We start from the raw sequence: 25,564 nt of genomic DNA on the forward strand, positions 1-25,564 counted from the left end.
ATTCCGTAATATTAATATAGTTGATTATATTACACTTCATAATATGAATTTAATTAGGAGTATTATATTAATATTTTACTCTTAATGAACATCAAAAAACTAAAAAGGAGGAATATTGCATGACTTTAGATAATAAAAATATAGAGATTAATGGAAGAATGGGGGCAATAACTGAAAGGGGAGTGTTTAAAGACGAAAAAATCAGACCCAATGAATACTTTGATTTGTTAGTTACATTTCAAAGCCACAATGAAAATTTTGAGGGGGAAGAACTTTTTGGCATTGAAGAAATAGAAATGGCATTACAAAGCAGGGAAATTACTTGCTATATAAAAGAGTCTGAATGTTTGAATGGGGTTCTGGTTGAGTTGAACATGGATCCAGTGACTGCAGCCATGAAAATTATGGATTCACCAACCAGATTCCTACATAAAATAATAATTATTAATAAAGTTGTGAGAACAAGAATGGATTATATTCTAGAGAAAGTAGTAGAACTTGCCATGAATAAAATGGCTGAAGATGATACTTTTGCCGTAAGATGTGATCTAATGGGAAGACGGCTCATAAAATCTGAAGAAGAACTTTTCAATATGGTTACTCAAGAGTTAATTGAAAAATTAAACTTTAAATGTGATGAAATAAATCCTGATTGGGTTGTTCAAATTGAGGTTATTGGTGAAAACACTGGGATAAGTGTTTTAAAACCCACAGAACTCTTTAAAAAGAGTCTAAATAATTTGGAAGGTTTTAAAGAAGATATTTATGGATCTGAGGAATCAATAAATGATTTGGATAATATAAATTTAAATAGTAAATTACTATCTGTATTCTTTATTTTGATGTTATCTTTTTTTACATTGTCTATGTAAGTTGAAAAGTTTTAATGTTTGAGTCTACATTCCTCAAATCTTTTTTTTGAAATGATTTTAATGATCAAGCCATTTTTGAAATTGATGGAGCTGAAATGATATTTCTTATAATGAAATAGTAATGTTAATTATTTTTACTATAGAAATATTATTTATACCAGTTTTACTCATATATATAAATAAGAAATGATTATTTAAGACGATGTTAAGGTCTTAATGATTTAGTTAAACGGTCTGTATTGAAATCAGTTAATAATCATTCAGTTAATAATCAATTAATGAACTAGTTGCATTACATTATCAATCAATTCTTGAGTGGAGGTGGAAACATTAAATCCACAAAAATCTTTAACCTGCTTGTAACATTTAAAGGCCACAAAAATGAAACAGTGGGCGTTGAACTTCTTGGAATTGAGGAAATAGAACTTGCACTTCAAAACGGAGACCCTGTTTACATTGAAGAAACTGAATTTATAAACGTTGTTTTGGTTAGGGTAGCTAACGATCCTTTGGATGCTGCAATGAAACTTATGGACACCCAGACAACAGTCATATCCAAGATCGTGCCCATAAATGAAGTTGTAAGAACAAGACCCGACTACATTGTAGAAAAAGTTATAATGCTTTCAGGTGAGAAGACAAACCCGAAGGAATCATTTGTTGTAAGATGTGATCTTAGGGGTAGAAAATACATAAAATCAGGAGAAGAGTTGATAGACACGGTTTCAGAGGAAATTGTTGAAAAACTGAATCTGAAACTTAATGAAAAAAATCCTGATTGGGTGGTTCAAATTGAGGTTGTTGGTGAAGATACGGGGGTCAGTGTTTTAAGGCCCGGTGAAATCTTTAAGAAAATTTAATAAAAAAACCAAGAAACATAAAAACCGATATCAATTACTGAAATAAGTAAACTGATTTTTATGTACACAATTATCTTTTTTTGTGGTGGCTTTTATAGGTTTGACGAGTTGGTTGAGTTTATTGAGGATGTTGGTGGAATCATCCTTAGAGAAGATCATTTCCAAGTAAGTAGGGGAGACTATTTTTTAGCTGAAGAAATTCGTGTAATACTTATTTTACCTAAAGATGAAATTAAATCCCTTAAATCGATTGCAAAAGATATAAAAGGGAGAATAGAAGATATAAAAATAGAAGATAGTCAAAAACGTGTTATGCAGTCGTATATTCCTGTTTATAATATTTTGTGCATTATTGGTGACTGGGTTTCCAAGGAAAATTTTGTAAATGTAATTGAATGTCCCTGTTCAGCCAGCATATATCCTGAACTGGATAACAGAATATGTATAGATGAACTTGAAAAAATACTGGATGACATGTGTACACTGGAAATTGCAGAATACAGGATGTACAATGGGAAAAAGGAATATCGCATTAAAGATGATTAAATAAGAGTAGATTCATTGAAAGAGCGTAAACCTATTAATCAGATTTATTAAAAATTATTTACAGTAAATATTTAAGTAAATTTAATATACCTCAAATAAGAGAAAGCACTAGAAGATCATAGAACAATATAACATAGAGAATTTATAATACAACTATTTCAGGAGAACTATGATGGTCAATTCTAATACAATCATCTTAGCAGGCGTTGTTGTGATTATATTGGGCATACTGCTTATATTCCTGGGAACAGCCCTCCAGATCACTTCAAAATCAGGGGGAACAGGAGAGGTTCAAGCAGGTGGAGTGGTCATGATAGGACCCATACCCATCATATTTGGGACAAACAAAAATATCACGACCATATCAATCGTTCTTGCAATTATTCTGATGGTTTTAGCTTACCTACTGTTTTATAGGTGGGGTTTTAGATAATTACAAACTTAAATAACAGATTTAGAATTTTAACATAATAAATATATATAGTTAAGAAAATAATTTTATAGAGTTTATTTTATGACAAAAAAGAGTTAAAAAAGATTAAATTAACTATTAAATTAACTTATTACATAATAATAAAAGATTATCAGATAGGAAAGTGATTCTATGAAAGTTTCAGTTGTTATTCCTGCTCTTAATGAAGAGGGAATTGTTGGGGAAACAGTTAAATCAATACCATTAAACAAACTAAATGATATGGGCCTTACTACAGAAATAATTGTTGTTGACAATGCGTCTACAGATAAAACTGCCCAGGAAGCTAATGATGCTGGTGCAAAGGTTGTTTATGAAGAACACAGGGGTTATGGGAATGCATATCTTCGTGGGTTTAAAGAGGCTACAGGAGATATAATTATTATGGGAGATGCCGATGGAACATATCCTCTTGAAATGATCCCTCAATTCATTGAATGTATACTGAATGATAATGTTGATTTTGTTATTGGCTCAAGATTTGACGGTGAAATACAGGATGGAGCTATGCCTGCTCTTCATAGATATATAGGAAATCCAATGTTCACAAAAATGCTGAACAAACTATTCCACTCTAACTTTTCAGACACTCACTGTGGAATGAGGGCAATCAAAACTGAAGCTCTCCAAAAATTGGATCTTAAATCTCCGGGAATGGAATTTGCAATTGAAATGGTGATTGAAGCATCTGTTAAAAATCTTAAAATTAAAGAAGTACCCATTGTTTATAGACAGAGGGGCGGAGGCAAAGCTAAATTGAACTCCTTCAAGGATGGGTGGAGACATTCTAAATATATGTTAAAAAGAAAATTCGGGGATATGTAAAATTTTATGTGTATCTTTGAGGTTTTCTCTGATTCCTCCATCTACTCAACTTATTCTATTTAGGAGTACTAAAATGAAAATAGCGTTTATCTATGATTCTGTTTATCCATGGGTTAAAGGAGGGGCTGAAAATCGTGTTTACCAACTAGCAAAGAGGCTTGTACTTAGGGGACATGAAGTTCACTGGTATGGTATGGGATGTTGGTGGACCGCGGAAAACCATGAAGATATTGAATTTGAGGGAATTCATCTTCACGGGGTCTGTAAACCTATAGAACTTTACTCAAATGGTAAAAGATCTATAAAAGAGGCTATTTATTTTGCTTTAAAACTTTTTAGCCCATTGATGAAGGAACGATTTGATGTTGTTGAATGTCAGGGGTTCCCGTTTTTTCCATGTTTCACAGCTAAGATACATGCTATTTTAGGGAGATCTACTCTTTTCATAACGCTCCATGAAGTTTGGGGTGATTACTGGTATGAATACCTGGGTAAGCTGGGAATATTTGGTAAAATAGTTGAAAAATTAACCTTATACTTGACAGACCGAATAATAACCGTTTCAGAGAAAACAAATAGGGATCTTCAGGCAATTCGGCTTTTAGATGGGAATGTTATTCCCAATGGCATAAATCTCAAGGAAATAAATTTTATCAAAAAATCGGATAAAAAATCGGATGTTATATTTGTAGGAAGACTCATAAAAGAGAAAAATGTAGATCTACTCGTAAAGGCCATTGATCTGGTTAGAAAAGAACTACCGGAGATCAAATGTTTAATAGTTGGAGATGGGCCAGAGCGGGAAAATCTGGAAAAAATGGTTTTAGATAGAAATTTAAGTACTAACATTGAGTTTACAGGATTTTTAGGAAATCATGATGATCTGATTTCATACATGAAATCGTCCAAGGTTTTTGTGCTCCCATCAACAAGGGAAGGCTTTGGAATTGTTGTTCTTGAGGCAAATGCGTGCGAATTACCAGTAGTTGTTGTAAAACATAAGATGAATGCCGCTTGTGATCTTATAAACAATGGTAAAAATGGTTTTGTTGTTGAACCTTCAGATAAGGACATGGCAGCGAAAATAATCCGAGGAATAAAAGATAAAGAAAAAATGAAACCCCACTGCGTTGATTTTGCAAGCCAATACGATTGGGATGATATTGTTGGGCTGCTGGAAAAACACTATGAAAAATCTTTAAATCGGTTGTAAACTTAGTTAATTGTTGAGTGAGTTTTAAATCCTTTGTAAACTTGAATAATTGTTGAGTGAGTTTTAAATCGTTGTAAATTTGAATATCATGACAGAATAAAACTAATTAAATCTAATATTACATGAATACAGATAAGTAAATTTGAATAATCATTGATTGAATAGGGATAAAAATGAAGATAATACAAACTCCAGTTCGATTTTATCCATTTATAGGTGGAGTTGAGAACTATGTACACTACCTTTCAAGGGAATTGGTAAAACTAGGGCATGATGTTGATGTAATATGTGCAAACGAGCCTGAATCAAAGAAGGAAGAGTCTATTGATGATATAAATGTTAAAAGACTTTCTTACATTGGTAAAGTTGCCAATACGAATATCACAATGGGTTTACCACTTGCACTTTTGAGAGAGGACTTTGATATAATTCACACTCATATCCCAACGCCTTGGAGTGCTGATTGGAGCTCCATATTCTCGAAAATAAAAAGAAAACCATTAGTTGTCACGTATCACAATGACATAATTGGCAATGGATTTGCAGATCACATTGCAGGTTTTTATAATTCAACAGCACTTAAATCCCTGCTAAAACAGGCGGATAAAATTATAATAACACAGCCCAATTATCTGAATTTTTCACCCTACTTGAAAGGTTACGCTGATAAAATTGAAGTGATCCCAAACGGGGTTGATGTTGAAACTTTCAAACCATTAGAATGTCAAAAAAGGGAAAACACAATATTCTTTTTAAGCCTTTTAGATGAATTTCATAAATATAAAGGACTTAACTATTTATTAAAAGCTCTTCAACTCATTAAAAATGAAATTCCAGATGTTAAACTTTTAGTAGGAGGTAAAGGTGTTCTTTTAGAGCACTACCAGAAAATGGTAAATTCATTGGGTTTGCAGGAAAACGTTGAATTTCACGGTTTTATTCCTGATGAACGACTAGTTGAATACTACAGTAGCGTTGATGTTTTTGTCTTGCCTTCTATTTCTTCAGTTCAGGAAGGTTTTGGTATCGTGGCTTTAGAGGCTTTAGCGTGTGAAACACCGGTTGTAAGCACAGAAATTGTGGGTGTGGCTGAAGATATTAAAAAAAGTAATGCTGGTCTAATTGTCGAGCCCAAAAACTCTACTGCACTTGCAGATGCAATAATCAAAATCTTAAAAAACAAGGATTTACAGAAGAAAATGGGATTCAATGGCCGAAAGCTCGTGAAGGATACTTACACATGGAAGGGTATTGCAGAGATGATGGAAAAGGTTTATAATGAATTATTGTGATATGATCTGTGTGAGGATTATTCCTTATTTTAAATTAAATAGATATTAAAATAAACAATAATAAGCAGACATTTTCTGTCTTTAAAATGGAAAATTAACAAGAAATAGTTATAACTTTAATTTATTATCAAATCTAACTTAAACGAATGTAGAGGAATCATTGGAAATGTTTAATAAAATAAAAAATATAAAAGCCAAAGAATGGTTAATGCTCATAGTTTCAATGTTATTTTTAACAGATATCCTTGTATTACTGAATATACCATTTTTAAGGGAGATAGAATCATTTTTATTTTTCACAATAATCCCTGGAGTTTTAATTCTTCAAATACTGCGCCTGAACAAGATGGAATTCTTAAAAAAGGCCGTATTATCAGTAGGGTTAAGTTTATTTTTCATGATATTTGCAGGTTTAATTTTAAACAGCTTTTATCCTATCTTAATGAAACCGTTGTCATTAAGTTCAGTGCTTATCTCTTTTAACATACTCTTAATAGCTTTAGCTATAATTGCATACATGAGAAATAAAGATGATTTCAATTTAGGGGATATGCTTAATTTTAACTTTCATCTGGGGGGCAAGTTAAAATCTCCTTTAATTTTTCCATTAATATTTCCGTTTATGGCAATTTTAGGAACATATCTAATGAACACCACCCAAAACAACATTATCCTAATGTTGATGCTGTTCATGATACCTTTATATTTGGTGGTGGTAGTTTATCTCAATGATAAAATTCATCCATCTACATATCCAATTGCAGTATGGTTAATAGGATTGAGCCTGCTTTTGATGTATGGTTTAACCTCATCATACACTATTGGAAGAGATGTGCATGGAGAGTTTTACTCTTTCCAGTTGGCCATGGCCAATTTGCACTGGAACATCTACGATTATTACAACCCTTACAATGCTTGCTTGAGCGTTACTATACTGCCGGTTGTCTACAATGTATTATCAAATATTGGCGGAGAATACATTTTCAAACTGTTCTATGGGATTATAGGTTCTGCAATACCTTTGATTGTTTACATTGTATCAAAAAAATATATAGGCAAAAAATACGCCTTCTTCGCAGCACTGCTCTTCGTGTTTCAACTATTCTTTGTTTCCATGTTAGGTGCTGTGAGACAGGAAATAGCCATGTTATTTTTCTTCCTTGCAGTGATGGTTTTATTCGATTCTGAGTTAGATAAGAAACTACCTAAAAAAGTTTTATTTTTGATCTTTACGTTCTCTCTAGTGGTATCCCATTACACCACAGCTTACGTTGCATTTATTCTCATGGCAGCAGTACTTTTAGTACCATTTTTAATGGGATTAATTAAGGAAAGAAAATTGGTATTTACCAACTTTGACCTCATTTTAATCTCCTTAGCATTCATAGCGGTATGGTACTTGCTCTTTGCAAAGGTTCAATTTACTGCAGGGGCACAGGTGGTCGGAGCAACAGCTGCAGCTGCAGCTACAGCAGGATCAAGTTCTGGACCTGCACAACCTTTAACCACCACAAGAGGAGCTTATGTTTTGGGAGTTTTAGGTATAGTGCTGAAATCGTTGCCCAACACAGTGAGTGTTGTTGTGCACGATATAATCTTTGCAACAATCATGGTGGGGCTTGGAACCGTAATATGGAAATATCGTTACTTTAAAGAGAAAATGGAAGTTGAATATCTCATGGGAGTAGCTGTATCAATGATATTACTGATTTTATTCGTGGCATTACCGTATATATCTATTGCATACGACGCTGCAAGGCTTTTCTTCCAGCTACTGATATTCATCGCCCCATTATTTGTTATTGGAGCAATAACTCTGGCTAAACTCATTAAAAAACCAAAATGGGATGTTATGATACTTTTGGTTTTACTCATAGCCCTATTCTCATGTGCCACATATATGCAGTACCATTTCCTGGGCATGCCTTATTCTTCAGAATATGATAGTAACGGGCTGGTACGTGATGAAACTTTTATCTACGGAAGTGAACTGACATCCGTGAGCTGGTTAAACTACAATAAAGTAACGGGTCTTAATGCTTATTCAGATGGAAGAGAATCTTCGAGATTTGCTCTGGTTTACGGTGCAGGAGATCAAAATTTCAAAAACTCCTTCATTGTACTGAACAGCTCTTTCTTTGCATGGAACAAAACTATAAATTCAGGATACATTTACATGGGGCATTTTAATGTAAATGATAATAAAACCCTGGAAATATATGATGACATATCTGTGCAAGATATTAATGGATATTCCAAATTATTCATGGGAAAATATCGTATATACGATAATGGGGGAAGTCAGATATGGATGTGATGATGAGGAGGAAGAAAACCAGTAACAAACAAAAAAATCCCCGCATACTGTTTGTTCATCACACAGCCATGTGGTATAGAAAGCCGTTCTTTAAAAGTTTAAGCCAACTTTGCAATGTTGAATTTGTTTTCAACAATGTGGAGCGTTATAACACCACCTACGACACAGATCTATCCCATGAAATTGAAGGGCTTGAAGATGTTAATTACAGTGTGAAAAGGAACTATCTTGGCATATCATTTGGTACGATAAAAAAAACCCTTGGAGATTATGATATTTTCGTTGGAGGAAGCTGGGATACTTTTGCAGATGTTGTAGAGACACTTTTTGAGTTTATAATTGTTAAGATCAGAAGAAAACCTTTCATACTTTGGAGGGAAGACTGGGACTGGAACGTGCAATCTTTCAAGAGGAAGATGGTCAAACGTTTAGCAAGATTTTTAGGGAAAAATGTTGATGCAATCCTTGTGCCGGGCTCTAAACACATGAAATTTTTTGTATCACTGGATGTTTCACCTGATAAAATATTTATAATGCCTAACGTTAGCAGCATTAAGATGAAACTTAATGACTATAAAAACAGAGATAATTTAAGGCAAGAATTTGAGTTAAAGGATAAAAAAGTTGTTCTCTACGTTGGCAGGTTAATAGATCTAAAGGGTGTTGGCTACCTAATTAAGGCCTTCCGTAAACTTGCAGATAAAAAGGATGATGCGGTTCTTTTCATTGTTGGAGAAGGAGACTGTAAAAAAGAGCTTGAAAAACTCGCATGGGATCTAAAAATTCAAGATAAAGTCCATTTCACAGGAAACATAAATAATGAACTCCTTGGAGGATACTATTTAATCGCCAATGTTTTTGTACTGCCCTCCATAACAACTTACTACGCAGATGCATGTCCCCTTGTTGTAAATGAAGCAATGTACTTCGGAAAACCTGTTATAACAAGTGATGCAGTTGGTACGACCTTCATGATAAAAAATGGTGAAAATGGATACGTCTTCCCAGAAAAAGACATTGATGCTCTTTACGAGGCCATGGAAAAAATATTGTCGGATCCAGTTTTGGAGGAGAAAATGGGTGAAAATTCCTCAAAACTCATAGAGAAAAGTTTCACCTATAAAAATATGGTTAATGGCTTTGAAAGGGCTCTGGAATATGTGGGTAAATAGTTTATTGGTTAATTTTAAATAGTTTAAGTTGGCTAATTGTGTGCTGCCACTATAAAAAACTCTTTTTATTTCCATATTTTAATCTTTCATATTACGTTAATTACTTTATATTCTATTTTTTATATTTCCTATTTTAATATTCTTAATAATGTCATGTTCCTTTAATTGTCCTTAAGATTTTTTTAATTAACAGCATCAGATTTATTTTCATGATCTGAGCAATGTACAAGGGAAGATGTGAGTAATAGAACTTTTGATGTGTTTTAAGAAATTTCAGGGAGGTGCTGATTTCAGAGAAGGTTCTCCTAATTAAATTCTTTTTCTTCCGAGAAACACTGGTTTTATGCCATATTTTTGAGTTTAAATTTGACACTACCTTATAGCCACACTCTCGGAGTTTTATGCACAGGTCGATATCTTCCATTCCAAAGAAAAGCTCTTTATTCAATAATTTTATTGGAATATCACGGGTTTTCATCATCAAAGCCGCCCCTGAAACCCAGTCACACTCCAAAATGCCTTTATACTTTTCTGCAGGATTTACATCAGATAAATCATAGTAACCCGGGAAATTGGATAGATCCACAACTCCTCCAATGTTGGATGCCATATCAGTTCTGCCGTTAGTATCATAATAATAAATTTTTGGACCAACAACGCCTATTTCAGCACTGCTTTCTGCTGTTTTGACCAGTTCTGTAAGGAAATTTTTGTCAACAACAGTGTCGTTGTTTAAAAGTAGGGTGTAATCTTGGTTTAATGATCTAAGGGCGTACCTTATACCAATGTTGTTTCCCTCAGCAAACCCGTAGTTTTTAGTATTTTTTATGAGTATCATGTTCTTATTTGGATGTAACTCTGTTTTAGGTAAAGCTGTTTTACAAGCCCCATTAAAGGCTTCAGATTCTTCTGTGCTGTATTCTGTGATTTTTATGGGTTTGTTTTTTGTTTGGTATGTGTAGAATTTTGATTGGGGTTTTAGGGTTCCTTGGCAGTATTCTTTTATTTTTTGGATGGAGTCATCTGTTGATGCGTTATCTACAAGTATTACTTGGTAGTTTGGGTAGTTTATTTGGTATAATGATTCCAGGCATTCAATTGTATCCTCCCAACCATTCCAATTCAGAATAATAACAGCAACCCTAGGCACATCATCACTAAAACTCATAAAATTCTCTCCCCAAAAAATTTTTTATCTACAAATTTTTATACAACATTCAATTTTAATTCAAATTTTATATTTTTTTATCTTATATTCTTGAATGAAATGGTCATAATAAACTTTTCAAACCCAACTGATAATTCAAATGGATCTATCTTTAAGATTTGAACAAACTGCAAATAATTTTTTTGTATGATTTAAGGATTAATTTAGTGTAATCCCACGTTTTCATAGTGTTACGCTTTAATAAACTTCCAAAAACGACAAACATTCCTTCTTTTATGAGAACGAAACTGTAAAAAACTTTTTCTTTTGATGTTCCGTATCTCAAAACATTTTCGGTGGTATTTTTTGTACTTAAAACAGTCATCCTATTTATCACATCTCTTTTTGTGATAGATTTACCTCTCTTATGATAAACTATTGACTCTGGAACAAATTTGGCTTTCCATCCGAATTTATGGGATCGCATTGATAATTCTGCATCTTCCCCAAGGGTTATGAAACTTTCATCAAGCAAACCCACTTCTTTAAGCATGTGACTTTTGTAGAGGGCTGCAGCAGCCATGGCACCAACAACATCTTTCTTGTGGTCGTACTGGTTTTTATCAATTTCTCCATGCCCCCTATCTACGATTCTTCCCCATTTAATGATATGACCCGTAGAATCTATTATCTCTGTATCATATGCATTTAACAGTTTTGAACCTGCAATTCCAATTTTTGGTTCCTTTTCTGACGCATTTATCAATTCAGTAATGAAATTCTTATCTGCCAATGTGTCGTTATTTAAAAGAAGAACGTAGTCAACTTGAATTTTTTCAAGTGCAAATTGCATCCCTATATTGTTTCCACCTGCAAATCCATGGTTATCAAAATTTTTTATTAATATTAAATTTTTATCTGGTTTAAAATTATGTGATTCGAAAATTTCAAGGTTTTTAACTTCCTTTTCTGTATATTCTGTGATTTTTATGGGTTTGTTTTTTGTTTGGTATGTGTAGAATTTTGATTGGGGTTTTAGGGTTCCTTGGCAGTACTTTCTTATCTCCTGGATGGAGTCATCTGTTGATGCGTTATCTATGAGTATTACTTGGTAGTTTGGGTAGTTTATTTGGTATAATGATTCCAGGCATTCAATTGTATCCTCCCAACCATTCCAATTCAGAATAATAACAGCAACCCTAGGCACATCATCACTAAAACTCATAAAATTCTCACCAACTTCATCAAACGATTAATAGCATTAATTTTAGTATGTAACATAATAAAATCTCAAAGGAAACAGTAGTCTTACTTTAAGAATATTTTTAGTTGAGTATATCCATTATATCCAGTACTTACAGATTACCTGCTCACATTACATTTAGATTAAAAATTCATTTAAAAACATTCCTGAAATCATTTATTGAATAGATCCACTAATTGTATCTATTTAAAGCATTTTCCAGATGTTTTTCCAATCTTTTACCCGCATGTTCAAGTGTCCAAAAACCTCTAACAAGTTTGATACCATTGTCACCCATTTCATCTCTTTTGGCATCGTTTGAGAGAAGTTCAGTGGTTGCTTGGGCAAATGTGGATTCATCTCTTTCTGTGAGCAGCCCTGTTTTATTATGGATAACACTTTCCCTTACTCCTCCCTCTTTTATACCAACAACAGGTGTACCGCATGCCATAGATTCCAGAGGAACCAGTCCAAATGGTTCAAGGTGAGGGGCATACAAAACAAGTTTTGCATGATTGTAAAGTTTCACCAATTCTGCATCTTCAATCATATCTTTTATTTCTAGTTCAACAGATCTTTTACAAGCGAGATCTTTAAGATAATTGATCCATTTTGTTTCTGATGAATTGGAAACTATAACTAATTTAGGCCTTATTTTTGGTTTAACAAGTGCTAGGGAATTAATTAAGAAATCATAACCTTTAGCGGGTTTGCATGTTCCAACAGACATTACAAAATTTTCTTTAGACTTAGTTTCAGATGTCTTGAGGGGTTTAAATAGTTCTGTATCCACTCCAAGGTATGAAACAAATGAATCAAGCCCGTAATTTCTCAGCAAAGATTCCCTTGAAAAATAAGAATTGGAAATGATATACTTTGAGAATGAAGCGTTGTAACTATCAATTTTGGTTTCAAGCATCACAGCATACTTAAATTTCAATCTTCCAACCAAACTCTTCAATCCCTTTTTTTTAGTTTCTGCTCTGTCCTCCACAACTTTCAGTATGGCATCGTGGTACCTTGAAGGTTGGGGACAATAATATACAGTAGGCTTTTTAATGTATCTCAAAAAAAATGGAGACAAGGTGTACATGTCCTGTTCACTGAAAACTACATCATAATCCTGATTGTTGATATGTTCAGCAATTCTCCGCTGTGTTTTTTCATCATCATTTGGAGAAGACTTGACTGATAGGAGATACCTGAAATTAGATAATTTGGAACCAAAAAAACTTTTTTTAATAGGAAATATAGTTACGGTAGATGCAACATTTTTAAGGGGTAAATACTCTTCATTTGCTGTTGAAGGCACAAAAACATCTACTGTATGTCCTTTCTTTGTAAGGTAATTAATGTATCCATATAATGCCCTTTTTGCCCCACCTGAGGGTAAATTATGGAATACTGCTATTTTCATGTGATCCTGCATTTTATTCCTCTTTAAACAATATTAAATCATTGAATTTATCTTCCAAATAAATACTTAATCATTTTTTTAAATATTAATTCGATTCAACCAAATCTGAATATATTTCTGAAGTTTTTTTCGCGACAGCTTTCCAACTGGTTTTTTCGTAGAACTCACTACATTTTGATTTTAGATAATCCTGTTTTGTTTTATTATTTAATAAATCCTTTATTTTTTCAACCAATTCCTCTTTATTATCCTGTTCAAATAGTTCTATGCATCCATATTCATCTTTTATTTCCTTAAAATATTCCAGATCAGATGCTATGGTTGGAATGTTGTAACTTAAAGCCATATGAAAAGAACCGGATGTAATTATCCATTTGTATGGAAAGAGGGCAATATCAGTTGAATTAAAAACTACTGGAAGATCTTCGTCTTTGATATAGTCAAGGAATATAACCCGATTTTCCAGACCAAGTTCAGATGATCTTTGCTTTAAAAAGTTGTAGTACTTTTTATGTTCAGCTATTCTTGCTTCACCAGCTACAAGAAGTACGACATCATCATCTAAAGAATTTAAAATATCAATAACAAGATCATGTCCTTTATTTTTATGAACAAAACCGAATATCGTTAAAACTTTTTTATTAGATAAACCTAAACTCATTTTTGCATCGTTTTTATCCAAAAAAACGCCTTCAGGAGTTCCATGGGGCATCAAAACAAATTTTTCACATGGAGTACCATTTTTTATCATAAAATCTGCCATTTTCTTGTTGTGAACTATTATTTTATCTGAAAGGTTGATGAATTTCAGTGTTAATTTATCCAAGAAAGAATCCAGAACAAATTCATGGACAGTTATAACGATTTTGTTTCTTTTCCAAAATTTCAATAGGAATATCATTAGGGGGATGTAATTAATGAAAGTAGGTAAATAAGGTACAAATCCAAAAAGTCCTGGCTGGTATTGTATATGTGTTATTTCAGATTTTTGGATTTCCTTAACTATTTTTAAAAAGGGCATAGGACTTTTTGAATTCTGCTGAGTAATAGGATGCACTTTAATTTCAATATCCTTGAAGTTTTTCATTTCCTCCACTAAAAAGTTGGAATAAGTTGCTATTCCACACTTTATGTGCCATGTTGTGATGAAGTTAACTGGTATCATTGTGTTCTTCCTGAAAGCAGATAATCCATTTAATTTTTCTATTTTATAAATAATAATTTTTAAAACTAATCTTGTTTCAATTTATAGGTACTCATAACCATATTTCCTAGATTATATTAAAGATATATCCAATATACATTATTAACTTGATGAGAAATATAGAATTAACTTCAATTGTTTAGATGTTATCAAGTTACAAAGCTTTCAATTCATCACTTTTAGAGGTATTAAATGATAAAAGTAATTTTCACAACTCACCAAACCGGTTTTAATATTTGTGGTGGCGCAGAAATTCAAATGATAAAAACCATGGAATCTCTCAACAAATTGTATAATGACCAGATAAAGGTCAATTTATTTGATCCGTGGCATGATAATATGGATGATTACGATGTGATACATATATTCAACCCAATGGCATTTCCATGTGAAGCTCTTAGAATTGCCCAATATTCCAAAGAAAAAGGTTTAAAAGTGATTATTTCATCAATTTACTATAGTTATTTACCAAAAGAAGAAAAATCTATATTAAAAAATATTTTTGACCATTTTATAAATATATTGTCCCGTTTTAAACTTTATATTTCCACTTTTAAATCCTTTGAATATCTTGACAGATATAAAGATGTTGAAAAGGCGTTTTTAGAGGCAGATAAAATACTTCCAAACACTGTTGTGGAACTTGGGGGCTTGTTGAACAAATTTTCCAAGGTTCCCAAAGATAAATATGAATTGGTACCTAATGCTGCAGATTCAAAATTTAAAAATGGAAATGCCAAAGTATTTAAAGACAAATATGGTATGGAAGACTTTATATTATTTGTAGGAAGGATTGAAACTCGAAAAAATGTTCTTGGATTGATAAATGCTTTTGTTGAAAGTGGCCTAAAAACTAAACTCATAATAATTGGTAAAATACATGAAAAAGATTATTATGAGCATTGCAAAGAAAATGCCAATGAAAATGTTATATTTATTCCTCCAATTAAAAACGATTCTGAATTACTAGCTTCTGCTTACAAAGCTGCTAAAGTTCTTGCACTGCCAAGTTTCTACGAAACACCAGGTTTGGCTGCATTAGAAGCTGGTTTATCAGGTTCAAATATTGTAATAACCGAATTTGGCGGTACTAAGGATTATTTTGAGGATTATGTTTGGTATGTGGATCCTGAAAATGAAGAAAGTATTAAAAATGCGTTAATTAATGCTTATAAAACTTCAAAAACAGATAAATTAAGTAAACATATTGAAAACAACTACACCTGGGAAAAAGTTGCAGAAAAGATGCTAAATATATACAAAAGTTAATTTATGGGTTGATTGTATGAAATTTGATGAATTCTCTGACGAGCCTTTATTATCAGTAATTATCTTGAATTATAAAAACGCCAAATTAACTGCAGAATGTGTGAAACATTTAGATAAATCAGTTAAAAAAGCCAAAATTAATGCACAGATCATTGTTGTAGACAACAGTGCCGATAAAACTTCTGAAGAACTTAAAAAGCTTTTACCTGATTATGTTGAAATTATTGAAAATGAAGAAAACTTGGGATTTTCGAAAGCTAATAATCAAGGATTGAAGATTAGTCAAGGTAAATATGTACTTCTATTAAATAACGATGCTTTTGTTAATGTAAATTGTTTAGAAAAAGGAATTAAATACTTAGAAAACATGGAATGTCCTGGAATTTGGGCACCAAGTTTGATTGGTGAAAATGGTGATTTACAAGGTTCAACAGCCCGATTTCCTTCTTTAAAAGATTTAATTGGTGAGTATTTTTTATTTAGACATTATAATGTTTATGAAGACTTTTTACAGTGGAAAGAACCTAAAGAAGTTGACATGGTTATAGGTGCATTCATGTTGATGGAAAAAAAATTAGTGGACAAAGTAGGGCTCTTAGATGAAAATTTCTTTTTCAATGCTGAAGATGTTGATTACTGTAAGAGGGTTCATGATTCAGGTTTTCCAGTTATTTATGATCCAAGAGTTAGTATAACACATATTGGAGGAGCTTCTCAAGAAGATAAATGGTTTAAAGATCCGTATTTACATAAAACCCGTATCATATACTCTTATAAACATTATAACTTTTTTGAGGCTTTTCTATCAGAAATAACAATTAAATTGGGCTTAATATTCCGAAAATTTTTATGGTGGCTACACAAATGTTAAAAAAAGTCAACAATAATATTTCTGTTGTAATACATACGTTCAATGAGGAAAAAAATATAAGAAATTGCCTTGAAACTGTTAAATGGGCAGATGAGATAATTTTAGTTGATATGTATAGTAAAGATAAGACTGTGGATATCGCAAAGGAGTACACTGATAAAATATACTTCTTTAAGAATGTGGGATACGCTGATCCTGCAAGACAGTTTTCTCTAGAAAAAACAACTAATAAATGGGTTTTGAGTGTTGATGCTGATGAAATTGTGCCTTTAAGCCTAAAAAAATGTTTAATAAAAATTAAAGATGATGATGCCGCAGATGTTGTTTATATACCCCACAAAAATTACTTTGCAGGAATTTTGATAAAGGGTTTAGGGTGGGGTCCACTACAAAGTTTACATCCTCGATTTTTCAAAAAAGAATTTTTCAGTTTCAGTGGCGAAATACATAATTTTTCTAAAATAAAAGAAGGTGCGAGGATACATAAAATAGAAAACCCCGAAGATGGATTTGTTCATTTTAGTTATAAGGACGTGGAACATTTCATTGAAAAATTAAACAGATATACAACTATTGAAGCTAAGAAACTCTTTGAAGCTGGTGAAGATATTAAATTGAGACATATGGCTATGAGGGTTTTAAGTGAGTTTAGATGGAGATATCTGAACCATAAAGGATATAAAGATGGTTTCATGGGATTTTCTATAAGCCTTTTAATGGGAATGTATCGTTTAGTTACTTATACTAAATTGAAACTGATGAGGATGTACAATTCTCCAAACACCCGGGGAAAAATAGAAGAAAAATATCAGAAAATAGCTGATGAAATTATAACAGAATATGAAGTTTAAATTCCATTTTTTTAAATAAGAATGGTGAGAATAGGATATGATGTCATTTAAATGGTAATTATTCTACTTTTTTTCTTTTGATTAATTGTCTGAAAATATCTTTATCTTCTTCTGAAAATCCTTTTAAAAGAATCATGGCCACAAAATAGATTACTGCACCTATTATTATTTCAACAAATAAGTTCAATTTGGTGAAATATATGAAAAGTCCCATGATAATGCTTGCTAAAATGGGTTTTGTCAAAACTTCATTATAACTGATTTTGCAGAATGATCTTGAAAGGGTGTAGAAACATAATATAAATATACTAAATTCTGTTATTAAAGTTACTACCGAAGCTCCGATGTAGCTGAACTTTGGAATCAACACAAGGTTCAAGGCTATATTTAAAACCATTGAAACAAAGGTTATTTTAAGAAGAAGGTTTTGTCTGTTCATTGCAGGGATCATTGAACCAAATACATAATTTAAAAATGTTATTGGAATGGTCCAGATCAGTATCTGTAGTATGAGTATTGACGGTAAATATTCAATGCTGTATATCAGTAATATGATTGGTTTTGCTAGAAGCATTGTTCCAACTGCAATTGGAAGAGATATCATTGTTAAATATTTGAAAGATTTTTTGTATGAAAATTTGAGCGAATCTTTTGATGAAACAAAGAAACTTGAAAATACAGGGAAAACTGCAGAAGAGAATACTCCTGGAAGGAACAATAAGGCTACCATTAGATTATATGATGCACTGTACCATCCTACGATAACATTACCTTTCATAGCTGAAAGCATTACTGTATCCACTTTAAAAGCAATTACTGAAAATATTGATATTACAGATAAAGGGATTGCTAACATTATTGTGGGTTTCCAGAAACTTAGGTCTATCTTCATTTTAGGTAGAGAATATTTCCATGCATAGATGATTAGACAGTAAACTAAAAGAATGAATCCTGTAACTAGATAGATGGATGCAAAGGCTATTATTCCTAACGCATAAAATATAACAAATAAAATTCCTGCAAATGAAAATATGCTATTTATAATATTTCCTAAGGCCTGATACTCCATATCTTCGTGGGCTTGAAATATCGAGAAGAATACTCCAGAAATTGCTCCAAATAAATAGGAAAGTGTTATAATGTAAATAACATTACTAACAAGTGGAGGATAACCCATTATAAAAACAGTTAATCCTATAAGTCCAAATGTTAAAAAGGTTAAGATTACTCTTAGTACCGCAGTATTAGTTAGATATTTATTTGCTAATGCTGTATCTCGTGAAACTTCTCTTATTGTTAATGTACTCAAACCCATGTCTGTAAAAACAGCAAAAATGCCTGTAAGTGCAAGCGCGGTTGATAAAATTCCAAACCCATCTGCACCTAAATATCGTGCTGTGTACATCGTACCAAAAAATCCTAAGATATAACTCAAAATTTGAGATATAAATAATACAGTAGTGTTTTTGGCGATTTTACGTACGGTACTCATAGTTTACATCCTTTAAGGAGTAATTTTATGTTGATAACTGCTTTTTTCTATAATATGTTTAATTATAAGTTACTGTTTTTAATGTTCGTAAATATAATTAGAAATTTAAGATTAGTATCCTAGATACGCATTATTTAGCTTTTACTCCACCAGCAAACCATCGAACAGTTTCCCTTAATTCATCTTTAAACTTATCTTCCGGTTCAAATCCAAAGGATTTAGCCTTTGAAACATCTGCAAGTGAATGTTTTATATCTCCCGTCCTTGGATCTTCATAAACAGGTTCAACTTCAGTTTCCATAACCTCGTTTATAACCTTGACAAGTTCATTAATGGTTGTTTTCTTGCCGTGGCCTATGTTAAAAATACCAGTCTTGTTGGACTCACATACTTTGATATTGGCATCAACAACGTTTTTTATGTATATGAAGTCCCTGCTCTGCTCCCCATCGCTGTAGATAACTGGTCTTTCACCTTTTAATATTTTGTCTATGAAGTTGGGTATTGCGGCGGCGTACTGGGAGTTAGGGTCCTGTCTCTGTCCGAAAACATTGAAGTATCTTAAAGCTGCTGTTTGCAGGCCGTATAAATCTGTAAAGGTGTTGCAGTAGAGTTCTCCTGTTGCCTTGGTGACAGCGTATGGTGACATTGGTTTTAGGGGTTCATCTTCTTTGAGTGGCATGTTCTGTGAATCACCGTAAACTGCAGATGATGAGGCTAAAACAACTTTTTTAACATCAGTATCCTTTGCAGCCACAAGAACCTTCAAAGTACCTGTAATATTGATTCTGTTGCATTTTACAGGGTCTTCAACACTTTTAGGAACACTTGCCATTGCTGCTTCATGGAATATATAATCTTTATCATCGAATATTGATTTAAGGTTTAATTCCGTTATATCTCCTTTTATAAAGTCGATGTTCTCCGTTTCAAGATGTTTGATGTTATCAAGTTTTCCAGCGGACATGTCGTCGATTATTGTGACTTCATTATTCTCAATTAAACCTTCTGTGATGTGTGATCCTATGAATCCCAGACCACCTGTTACAACTACCTTTTTGTCCTTCATTCTACTTTTCTCCACTTTATTGCAAGTTTATAAAGATTTTAAATATAAATATTTTTAATAAATAACCAATTACAAATGAATCTTTTTTTATAATTAATTCTATTTATAAAATAATTCTGTTTATAATAGTTGAATAAGTAATTAATTTTGGATATAATTTTGAATAAGTAATTTAACTAACTTTTATTTTATAATTAACTCTTTCAGATTATTTAAAATGGTTTATAAATTAACCTTAGAATTAATAAAATTTTTAATAAATTTTTTTAATAAAAATCCATGATAATTTTAATCTGAATTAATTGAATTTAATTGAGTTCACCATTATGATAGATGCCTATTTTATAAAAATTTAATCAATTATCATATAATCCTTAATAAATAACATGAAAATGTTTCTTAAACAATTAAAAAATAATTAAGAAACATTTACTGGCAGATCGAGAGATCTGTAAACATTTTTTTCATCTGGAAGTTTGTAAAGGAAGAAATCCAGCTTATTGATGCCTGTTTGAGATGCGGTGAATTCGTAGGGTATTTCTATTTTTTCATTGTTTTGCAGGGTTATATTTTTCTCGAATACACTGTTGTTGTTGTTTTTAACGACAACTTGATAAAAAGTATTTTTATATTCATGGTTTACTATGCCTATCGTTAAATTACTTGTTTCACCAATATTCATGCTGGTTGAGTAGTTTCCTGCCTTCCCATTTTCTCCAAGTATGTAGAATTCTGTGAATGTTTCATTTGGTGCTGGGTTAACTATGATGTAAATGGTTGCTGAAACTGCTATAATAATTATAATGGCTAGTAATATTGAAACAATTTTATCCAATTTCATAATGAACACCTATAGGTTATATTCCTTAAATTTTATTCCTCAAATTTTTACTTTAATGTTTTAAAACATAATTTTTATAAAGATAGATTATACTTTGGAAATTATAAAGTGGACTGTTCTTTTTATGAATTATCTTAATTTTGTTGATTGTAATCTAATTAAAATATACTTTATCGTTATTTCTCAAAATAAATTTTCCTGAAATGGTTCTTACATTTCTCCCGAAAACTTTATATAACAAAATATAATACTTAATGTTAGCGGAAGAAGGTTTCCGTATTCCGATAATATTAAAATCTAAAATTATTGAGATTAAAAAAAAACGGCTACATTATTAATACTAAATATTTTATCTTAATTTATTTTATCTTAATTTAAAAAGATGAAAGTAAAAACATTTATATATTTAGCTGACAATGGTTTTATCATGATTATTCATGCTAATGTTTTGTATACCTTGATAAGTTACATACTGGCTATAGGTTCTGCAGTAATTGTTGGGTTAATTTTAAGACTCCCCCTGCTTCCTGAGAAGCCTATGAGACAATCTTGGACTATAAGCGTAATTTTTCCAACGGCAGTACTTGCATTGGGCTTTACAGCCATGGTATTCGGACTTGGATACGAGGGAACAGGATACCATGGAATGTACATAGGAATTGCAGTGGGAGTGCTCACAGCACTATTTTCTAAATTCCTCTTGGAAAAAATCACCCCAAAACCTCAATCGGAGGAAGCACATGAATGAATTAATTGGAATCGCAATTGCAGCTGTACTTTCATGGATCAACTTCGTACTCATAGACACCTGGATGGGTCTGCCAGAATCTCCAGGTGTTAAAGGAGCAGAAGCAATAGGTAGATCTGTTAAAAAAAGAGGTGGAGATCTCGCAGGAGGTTTTTTCCAGGGAAACATCGTATGTTCTCCTGATGCATCTGCAGGAACATTGTTGGCATCCATAGCATGCTATGCTATAGGGACCCCTGAAGGAGGATTTATAGCTGTTGCACTCGTATACTTTGGTAACAGGATATGTGCAGACCCAGGATATGCAGGTACAACCGGTGCACTTAGTATAACTTGTATAATTGCAGCAACATCTTTAATTGGATTAACACCTGCTGAATTTGTAGTGGGAATGTTAATTGCAATAGTTACAATCCAGGGACTGTACCATCAGACAGCTTCAAAATTGCTTGGGAAAATTGCTAAGAAAATGGGAAGGTACACCGATATTACCTGAAGATACATGTAAATATAGTAAATACAGATTAACTAAAAAATATTCCTTATGCAACCTAATGCAAATATAAACGTAACGTTAACTTAAAGTTAACTTAATACAAACATAACCTAAACTAACTAAGCTTATGTACGCGTAAGCCAAAATATCGCATATTTTGTTGTATTAATGGTGAACATAAAATTAGAAAAATTTCACATAAATCTGATAAAAGGTAGATAATCATGTTGATCGAGATCGTAGGCATCATAATTTTGCTGATGGCCATAAGAACTCTCTTTGCACGAGGTAGGGCTGAAAGAATGCTTTATTTAAATGCAATGAGTTTCGGAATCTCTGCTATCATAGCACTCTACATCCAGACACCGTTTGGTGCCATAATGGCTATAACTTACTTTGTGACTGCTACATTAAGCTCAAATGCAATAGCATACTCAATTGGAAGGGTAAAAGAAGAAATCATATTGGACTGATCGGTGAGATGATTATGAAATACACTGTAACAAATGGAAAGTACAAGATTGATAATGCAATAGACAATAAAATGGCTAATGCAATAAATCAGATGGTGAGATGATGTATCCCGTTCTAGATCTCATAAATATAACAACAGTATCTGCAGCTGTTGCATTCATTGGAGCAGCAGGCATAATAATGCTTCCAAAACCTATTGATAAAGTCATAATGTTTGCACTTCTTCAAGGAGGATTTATAGGTATGGTGGTAGCTGCAAAATACCTCGATGTTGCAATGGTGGCCGCAATATTTGACCCAGTTTCAACTGTTATTTTCTTAATAGCAATCATAAAATTGAATGAAATTAGAGAGAAAAAACAAAAATCCCAGGAGGAAGGGGTCATTGCTTGATTTATATATATGGTTCTATACAGGCTGTGCCCTTGTCATCATAGGATGTTTAGGTACAGTTATAGGTCCTGGGGTAAAAGATCCAATAATAAGAACTTTAAACACAGAAATACCTGCTGTGGGTGTATCCATGATATTTTTGACCTACAACGATACAATTGCACTTTTAACTTACATCGCAGCCACAGTTCTAATAACAATGGTTCTTTTAAGGGCTGTTGTAAGGCTTGAAGAGATGGGGGCAGAACTTTGAAGAGTCTGGGCAGAATTTGGAACTCTCTTGCGAATCCAAAAAGTATTCCAAGAGTTTATGCTGCAATTTTGGGAATCATCCTTATTGCAGGATTCATAATACCTCTTGCACTTAACGATCAGCAATTATACCCGAAACCAGCTCCACAATCAGAGGTAGCTGCTCAAAACCCGCTGGCACCTTATGATAGGGGAGGAACTCCTTTTGTTGAGAAAGGAACTGTAAAAGCGCAGTACCCTCAATTTTCACCTGCAATAGGACAAGTAACAGCTTATCTATCTCCTATAGCAATATGGGTGAAAAGTACAACACGTTACTTTGGTACATCCATTTATTCATCTCCTGGTGGTTTAATAGATGAGATCTTATACTACACACGTGGATTCGACACAGTTCTTGAGTCAACCATACTGATGATGGCGTTCACCATAGCATCATGGGTTGCAATCCACTTCACAATGAGGAGGGAAGAAGATTGATAGTTCCAGATGTTGTATCGCCCCTTGTGGTTGCAATTTACACACCTGCAATAATAGTTGGTCTAATTGCAGCTTTGATAGGTCTTTTAGGAATATCATTCGAGAAAAATGACCTGCAAGTTCTTATATTAACAGATCTTGTTGGTATAGCAATGCTGATCATTGTTGCTGCTGTTGGAACCGACCTTGCAGAATCATTAATATTACCTGGCTTGGTTGTTGAACTGGCAGAGATACTTGCGATATCAGAGATACTTATGAGCAGAGAGATGAGAAAGATCGGGAAACCCGTTGCACTTATACCATTTCCAATGCACTTCGATATGGAGATTCTGGATACGGCCCCTGTGTTCATTGCTATAATGTTAATTACATTCGGAGCATTTCAGAGTGGATTTACTGGAGGAGCAGTTGCAGGTGGAGGAATACTTTTCTACGTGATTTCAAGAGTAATAAGGGGAGTTCCAAAAGGTTTGTGGGAAGGTATTGCTGGAGCATCGGGTATAGCATGGTGCTTATGGCTTGCAGGATTCATGGTGTTCTTTGTATTCCCCCAGTACTGGTTACTGGCATTGTTCCTCGCAGCCTTTGGAGTGTTTATAAAAGTTACATTTAAAGCAGGACTCATCGGTGTTATAGGCAGAGAAGAATTCAAGAAGGAGTAAATTAAAATGGACGTATCAATACTTGGCGGACTGGGCGGACAATTACTGGGTATAATACCCTTAGGGGATATTGTACTCTACTTCACCCCATTCAACCTTTTCATGTGTGCCAGTGCACTAGCATTTACAGCTTTAATAGCAATCAGCCAAACAGAATCCCAGGTAGAAGCAGAATTTGGTTCATTGAGGGACAGAGAAGTTAAGGTTGGTAAGGAAGAGTTTAAAATAAGGAGGTTTCTTGCAATAGTATGCGGTCTTGCAACTGCAGGAGCAATGATAACTGGAGACCTATTTGATTTCACACTCTTTGTTTGTTTAATAGGTATAGTAAACATTGGTATAGTCGGAGCAGTTAAACAGGTTGATGTCCTTGATGCTGCATTCCAGTACGGATTGATTGCAATGATGGCATCTTTACCACTTTTTGGAGGAGCTGCCCTTGTTTTAGCTTCAACAGGAACAATAAGTCTGCTTCAAATAGTCCAACTCCCATACACAACACCGATGATGGTTTTAGGTTCGATTCTGGTATTTTTAGGTGTTGCAGGGGAGTCAGGTGTTGCACCGTTTTTTGCAACTAAAGCAGAGATGTTCAGGACTCCAGGTTCTCCTTTCCTTCTTATAATACACTTAAGTTCACTTCTAGTGATTGTTCGAATGATTGAGATACTTTTGATTATTAATAAACCGTTTTAATAGTCTTAATAAACCGTTTTAATAGTCTAATTAATTAATTTAAATTTACTTTAATCTTACGAAAAACTTACTCACAAAGTTAAAATTTATTAAATTATATAAATTATTTAAATAAATAATCTAAATTCAAGAAACCTTAAATTCATTTAAATGGAATTCAGGTGAAGTAAATGGAAAAACTGAAGGTAATAAGCGGGTTTATGTTCATAATTTCTATGGCATTCATTATATACCCAATGATATTCAATACAGCTGACTGGATCGTTTATGCAATTTGCATTGTATTTATACCTATAGCAATACTGTCATTCGGATTCTTATCCATGGCAAAGGGTAAGAAAGAAGAGGAAGAAGATAAAAGAAAAGAACCATTTATTGGATATTAAA

At 32.9% G+C, this 25,564-nt stretch carries 28 protein-coding genes; 21 read left to right on the forward strand and 7 right to left on the reverse strand.

Annotation, left to right across the window (positions count from 1 at the left end):
• The first annotated feature begins 119 nt into the window (after positions 1-119).
• The 9 genes from MSWAN_RS04600 (at position 120) to MSWAN_RS04640 (ending at position 9,569) form a co-directional block, all read left to right on the forward strand.
• A complete protein-coding gene (locus MSWAN_RS04600; RefSeq protein WP_013825447.1) occupies positions 120-872 on the forward strand; it encodes a THUMP domain-containing protein in 753 nt (250 codons plus the stop codon).
• A gap of 287 nt (positions 873-1,159) precedes the next feature.
• Positions 1,160-1,732 carry a THUMP domain-containing protein gene (locus MSWAN_RS04605; RefSeq protein ID WP_048187916.1) on the forward strand — a complete coding sequence of 191 codons (573 nt, stop codon included), beginning with the start codon at positions 1,160-1,162 and terminating at the stop codon, positions 1,730-1,732.
• Positions 1,733-1,792: 60 nt separating this feature from the next.
• Positions 1,793-2,278, forward strand: a complete 486-nt coding sequence (locus MSWAN_RS12240; RefSeq protein WP_013825449.1) for a methyl-coenzyme M reductase family protein — start codon at positions 1,793-1,795, stop codon at positions 2,276-2,278.
• Positions 2,279-2,450: 172 nt separating this feature from the next.
• Positions 2,451-2,711: a TIGR00304 family membrane protein gene (locus tag MSWAN_RS04615; protein WP_013825450.1), complete on the forward strand. Its 261-nt coding sequence runs from the start codon at positions 2,451-2,453 to the stop codon at positions 2,709-2,711.
• A gap of 171 nt (positions 2,712-2,882) precedes the next feature.
• Positions 2,883-3,575, forward strand: a complete 693-nt coding sequence (locus tag MSWAN_RS04620) for a glycosyltransferase family 2 protein (RefSeq protein ID WP_013825451.1) — start codon at positions 2,883-2,885, stop codon at positions 3,573-3,575.
• Between the two features lie 73 nt (positions 3,576-3,648).
• On the forward strand, positions 3,649-4,788 hold the full coding sequence (locus MSWAN_RS04625; protein WP_013825452.1) for a glycosyltransferase family 4 protein: 1,140 nt from the start codon (positions 3,649-3,651) through the stop codon (positions 4,786-4,788).
• A gap of 173 nt (positions 4,789-4,961) precedes the next feature.
• Entirely contained in the window at positions 4,962-6,080 is a 1,119-nt protein-coding gene (locus tag MSWAN_RS04630; RefSeq protein ID WP_013825453.1) for a glycosyltransferase family 4 protein, read from the forward strand.
• 166 nt (positions 6,081-6,246) lie between these two features.
• Complete coding sequence (locus MSWAN_RS04635; protein WP_013825454.1) at positions 6,247-8,397, forward strand: DUF2206 domain-containing protein; 2,151 nt, start codon at positions 6,247-6,249, stop codon at positions 8,395-8,397.
• Positions 8,388-9,569 (forward strand): glycosyltransferase family 4 protein, encoded by a 1,182-nt coding sequence (locus MSWAN_RS04640; protein ID WP_013825455.1) that lies wholly within the window; start codon positions 8,388-8,390, stop codon positions 9,567-9,569. Before MSWAN_RS04635 ends, MSWAN_RS04640 begins: the two co-directional genes overlap by 10 nt.
• A gap of 151 nt (positions 9,570-9,720) precedes the next feature.
• Here MSWAN_RS04640 and MSWAN_RS04645 read toward each other — a convergent pair whose 3' ends face one another.
• The 4 genes from MSWAN_RS04645 to MSWAN_RS04660 form a co-directional block, all read right to left on the reverse strand.
• Positions 9,721-10,737, reverse strand: coding sequence for a glycosyltransferase family 2 protein (locus tag MSWAN_RS04645; RefSeq protein ID WP_013825456.1), 1,017 nt, complete (start codon positions 10,735-10,737; stop codon positions 9,721-9,723).
• Positions 10,738-10,888: 151 nt separating this feature from the next.
• On the reverse strand, positions 10,889-11,941 hold the full coding sequence (locus MSWAN_RS04650) for a glycosyltransferase family 2 protein (RefSeq protein ID WP_013825457.1): 1,053 nt from the start codon (positions 11,939-11,941) through the stop codon (positions 10,889-10,891).
• Between the two features lie 211 nt (positions 11,942-12,152).
• Positions 12,153-13,388 carry a glycosyltransferase family 4 protein gene (locus tag MSWAN_RS04655; protein WP_013825458.1) on the reverse strand — a complete coding sequence of 412 codons (1,236 nt, stop codon included), beginning with the start codon at positions 13,386-13,388 and terminating at the stop codon, positions 12,153-12,155.
• Positions 13,389-13,461: 73 nt separating this feature from the next.
• On the reverse strand, positions 13,462-14,463 hold the full coding sequence (locus tag MSWAN_RS04660) for a glycosyltransferase (protein ID WP_161597488.1): 1,002 nt from the start codon (positions 14,461-14,463) through the stop codon (positions 13,462-13,464).
• Between the two features lie 309 nt (positions 14,464-14,772).
• Here MSWAN_RS04660 and MSWAN_RS04665 point away from each other — a divergent pair, with 309 nt between their 5' ends.
• The 3 genes from MSWAN_RS04665 to MSWAN_RS04675 are packed head-to-tail and all read left to right on the forward strand — an operon-like array spanning position 14,773 to position 17,571.
• Entirely contained in the window at positions 14,773-15,849 is a 1,077-nt protein-coding gene (locus MSWAN_RS04665) for a glycosyltransferase (RefSeq protein WP_013825460.1), read from the forward strand.
• 16 nt (positions 15,850-15,865) lie between these two features.
• Entirely contained in the window at positions 15,866-16,720 is an 855-nt protein-coding gene (locus MSWAN_RS04670; RefSeq protein WP_013825461.1) for a glycosyltransferase family 2 protein, read from the forward strand.
• Positions 16,714-17,571 (forward strand): glycosyltransferase family 2 protein, encoded by an 858-nt coding sequence (locus tag MSWAN_RS04675; protein WP_013825462.1) that lies wholly within the window; start codon positions 16,714-16,716, stop codon positions 17,569-17,571. The genes MSWAN_RS04670 and MSWAN_RS04675 overlap by 7 nt, the downstream gene beginning before the upstream one ends.
• 58 nt (positions 17,572-17,629) lie before the next feature.
• Here MSWAN_RS04675 and MSWAN_RS04680 read toward each other — a convergent pair whose 3' ends face one another.
• The 3 genes from MSWAN_RS04680 to MSWAN_RS04690 all read right to left on the reverse strand — a co-directional run bounded on the left by MSWAN_RS04680 (position 17,630) and on the right by MSWAN_RS04690 (position 20,973).
• Complete coding sequence (locus MSWAN_RS04680; RefSeq protein WP_013825463.1) at positions 17,630-19,063, reverse strand: flippase; 1,434 nt, start codon at positions 19,061-19,063, stop codon at positions 17,630-17,632.
• A gap of 130 nt (positions 19,064-19,193) precedes the next feature.
• Positions 19,194-20,132 carry an SDR family oxidoreductase gene (locus tag MSWAN_RS04685; protein WP_013825464.1) on the reverse strand — a complete coding sequence of 313 codons (939 nt, stop codon included), beginning with the start codon at positions 20,130-20,132 and terminating at the stop codon, positions 19,194-19,196.
• 418 nt (positions 20,133-20,550) lie between these two features.
• Positions 20,551-20,973, reverse strand: coding sequence for a DUF1616 domain-containing protein (locus MSWAN_RS04690; RefSeq protein ID WP_048187919.1), 423 nt, complete (start codon positions 20,971-20,973; stop codon positions 20,551-20,553).
• Positions 20,974-21,400: 427 nt separating this feature from the next.
• Here MSWAN_RS04690 and MSWAN_RS04695 point away from each other — a divergent pair, with 427 nt between their 5' ends.
• The 9 genes from MSWAN_RS04695 (at position 21,401) to MSWAN_RS04735 (ending at position 25,563) form a co-directional block, all read left to right on the forward strand.
• On the forward strand, positions 21,401-21,721 hold the full coding sequence (locus MSWAN_RS04695) for an energy-converting hydrogenase A subunit A EhaA (RefSeq protein WP_048187921.1): 321 nt from the start codon (positions 21,401-21,403) through the stop codon (positions 21,719-21,721).
• Positions 21,714-22,217, forward strand: a complete 504-nt coding sequence (locus MSWAN_RS04700; RefSeq protein ID WP_013825466.1) for a hypothetical protein — start codon at positions 21,714-21,716, stop codon at positions 22,215-22,217. The genes MSWAN_RS04695 and MSWAN_RS04700 overlap by 8 nt, the downstream gene beginning before the upstream one ends.
• A 224-nt stretch (positions 22,218-22,441) precedes the next feature.
• Positions 22,442-22,690, forward strand: coding sequence for a DUF2109 domain-containing protein (locus MSWAN_RS04705; RefSeq protein WP_013825467.1), 249 nt, complete (start codon positions 22,442-22,444; stop codon positions 22,688-22,690).
• Positions 22,691-22,793: 103 nt separating this feature from the next.
• Positions 22,794-23,084 (forward strand): DUF2108 domain-containing protein, encoded by a 291-nt coding sequence (locus MSWAN_RS04710; protein WP_048187922.1) that lies wholly within the window; start codon positions 22,794-22,796, stop codon positions 23,082-23,084.
• Positions 23,077-23,337, forward strand: coding sequence for an EhaE family protein (locus tag MSWAN_RS04715; protein ID WP_013825470.1), 261 nt, complete (start codon positions 23,077-23,079; stop codon positions 23,335-23,337). Before MSWAN_RS04710 ends, MSWAN_RS04715 begins: the two co-directional genes overlap by 8 nt.
• On the forward strand, positions 23,334-23,816 hold the full coding sequence (locus tag MSWAN_RS04720; RefSeq protein ID WP_013825471.1) for an EhaF family protein: 483 nt from the start codon (positions 23,334-23,336) through the stop codon (positions 23,814-23,816). Before MSWAN_RS04715 ends, MSWAN_RS04720 begins: the two co-directional genes overlap by 4 nt.
• A complete protein-coding gene (locus tag MSWAN_RS04725; RefSeq protein WP_048187923.1) occupies positions 23,774-24,481 on the forward strand; it encodes an EhaG family protein in 708 nt (235 codons plus the stop codon). The genes MSWAN_RS04720 and MSWAN_RS04725 overlap by 43 nt, the downstream gene beginning before the upstream one ends.
• 6 nt (positions 24,482-24,487) lie before the next feature.
• Positions 24,488-25,177, forward strand: coding sequence for a proton-conducting transporter transmembrane domain-containing protein (locus tag MSWAN_RS04730; protein WP_013825473.1), 690 nt, complete (start codon positions 24,488-24,490; stop codon positions 25,175-25,177).
• Between the two features lie 170 nt (positions 25,178-25,347).
• Positions 25,348-25,563: a hypothetical protein gene (locus MSWAN_RS04735; RefSeq protein ID WP_013825474.1), complete on the forward strand. Its 216-nt coding sequence runs from the start codon at positions 25,348-25,350 to the stop codon at positions 25,561-25,563.
• Position 25,564 lies beyond the last annotated feature (1 nt).

The organism is Methanobacterium paludis (genome assembly GCF_000214725.1).
In the GTDB taxonomy this organism is placed as follows: Archaea; Methanobacteriota; Methanobacteria; order Methanobacteriales; family Methanobacteriaceae; genus Methanobacterium_C; species Methanobacterium_C paludis.

Bases quoted from the DNA above. Each gene is read 5' to 3' on its own strand.
- MSWAN_RS04600 (WP_013825447.1), top strand. From the start codon at position 120: ATGACTTTAGATAATAAAAATATAGAGATTAATGGAAGAATGGGGGCA.
- MSWAN_RS12240 (WP_013825449.1), top strand. From the start codon at position 1,793: ATGTACACAATTATCTTTTTTTGTGGTGGCTTTTATAGGTTTGACGAG.
- MSWAN_RS04615 (WP_013825450.1), top strand. From the start codon at position 2,451: ATGGTCAATTCTAATACAATCATCTTAGCAGGCGTTGTTGTGATTATA.
- MSWAN_RS04620 (WP_013825451.1), top strand. From the start codon at position 2,883: ATGAAAGTTTCAGTTGTTATTCCTGCTCTTAATGAAGAGGGAATTGTT.
- MSWAN_RS04625 (WP_013825452.1), top strand. From the start codon at position 3,649: ATGAAAATAGCGTTTATCTATGATTCTGTTTATCCATGGGTTAAAGGA.
- MSWAN_RS04630 (WP_013825453.1), top strand. From the start codon at position 4,962: ATGAAGATAATACAAACTCCAGTTCGATTTTATCCATTTATAGGTGGA.
- MSWAN_RS04635 (WP_013825454.1), top strand. From the start codon at position 6,247: ATGTTTAATAAAATAAAAAATATAAAAGCCAAAGAATGGTTAATGCTC.
- MSWAN_RS04640 (WP_013825455.1), top strand. From the start codon at position 8,388: ATGGATGTGATGATGAGGAGGAAGAAAACCAGTAACAAACAAAAAAAT.
- MSWAN_RS04645 (WP_013825456.1), bottom strand. From the start codon at position 10,737: ATGAGTTTTAGTGATGATGTGCCTAGGGTTGCTGTTATTATTCTGAAT.
- MSWAN_RS04650 (WP_013825457.1), bottom strand. From the start codon at position 11,941: ATGAGTTTTAGTGATGATGTGCCTAGGGTTGCTGTTATTATTCTGAAT.
- MSWAN_RS04655 (WP_013825458.1), bottom strand. From the start codon at position 13,388: ATGCAGGATCACATGAAAATAGCAGTATTCCATAATTTACCCTCAGGT.
- MSWAN_RS04660 (WP_161597488.1), bottom strand. From the start codon at position 14,463: ATGAAAAACTTCAAGGATATTGAAATTAAAGTGCATCCTATTACTCAG.
- MSWAN_RS04665 (WP_013825460.1), top strand. From the start codon at position 14,773: ATGATAAAAGTAATTTTCACAACTCACCAAACCGGTTTTAATATTTGT.
- MSWAN_RS04670 (WP_013825461.1), top strand. From the start codon at position 15,866: ATGAAATTTGATGAATTCTCTGACGAGCCTTTATTATCAGTAATTATC.
- MSWAN_RS04675 (WP_013825462.1), top strand. From the start codon at position 16,714: ATGTTAAAAAAAGTCAACAATAATATTTCTGTTGTAATACATACGTTC.
- MSWAN_RS04680 (WP_013825463.1), bottom strand. From the start codon at position 19,063: ATGAGTACCGTACGTAAAATCGCCAAAAACACTACTGTATTATTTATA.
- MSWAN_RS04685 (WP_013825464.1), bottom strand. From the start codon at position 20,132: ATGAAGGACAAAAAGGTAGTTGTAACAGGTGGTCTGGGATTCATAGGA.
- MSWAN_RS04690 (WP_048187919.1), bottom strand. From the start codon at position 20,973: ATGAAATTGGATAAAATTGTTTCAATATTACTAGCCATTATAATTATT.
- MSWAN_RS04695 (WP_048187921.1), top strand. From the start codon at position 21,401: ATGATTATTCATGCTAATGTTTTGTATACCTTGATAAGTTACATACTG.
- MSWAN_RS04700 (WP_013825466.1), top strand. From the start codon at position 21,714: ATGAATGAATTAATTGGAATCGCAATTGCAGCTGTACTTTCATGGATC.
- MSWAN_RS04705 (WP_013825467.1), top strand. From the start codon at position 22,442: ATGTTGATCGAGATCGTAGGCATCATAATTTTGCTGATGGCCATAAGA.
- MSWAN_RS04710 (WP_048187922.1), top strand. From the start codon at position 22,794: ATGTATCCCGTTCTAGATCTCATAAATATAACAACAGTATCTGCAGCT.
- MSWAN_RS04725 (WP_048187923.1), top strand. From the start codon at position 23,774: ATGGGTTGCAATCCACTTCACAATGAGGAGGGAAGAAGATTGATAGTT.
- MSWAN_RS04730 (WP_013825473.1), top strand. From the start codon at position 24,488: ATGGACGTATCAATACTTGGCGGACTGGGCGGACAATTACTGGGTATA.
- MSWAN_RS04735 (WP_013825474.1), top strand. From the start codon at position 25,348: ATGGAAAAACTGAAGGTAATAAGCGGGTTTATGTTCATAATTTCTATG.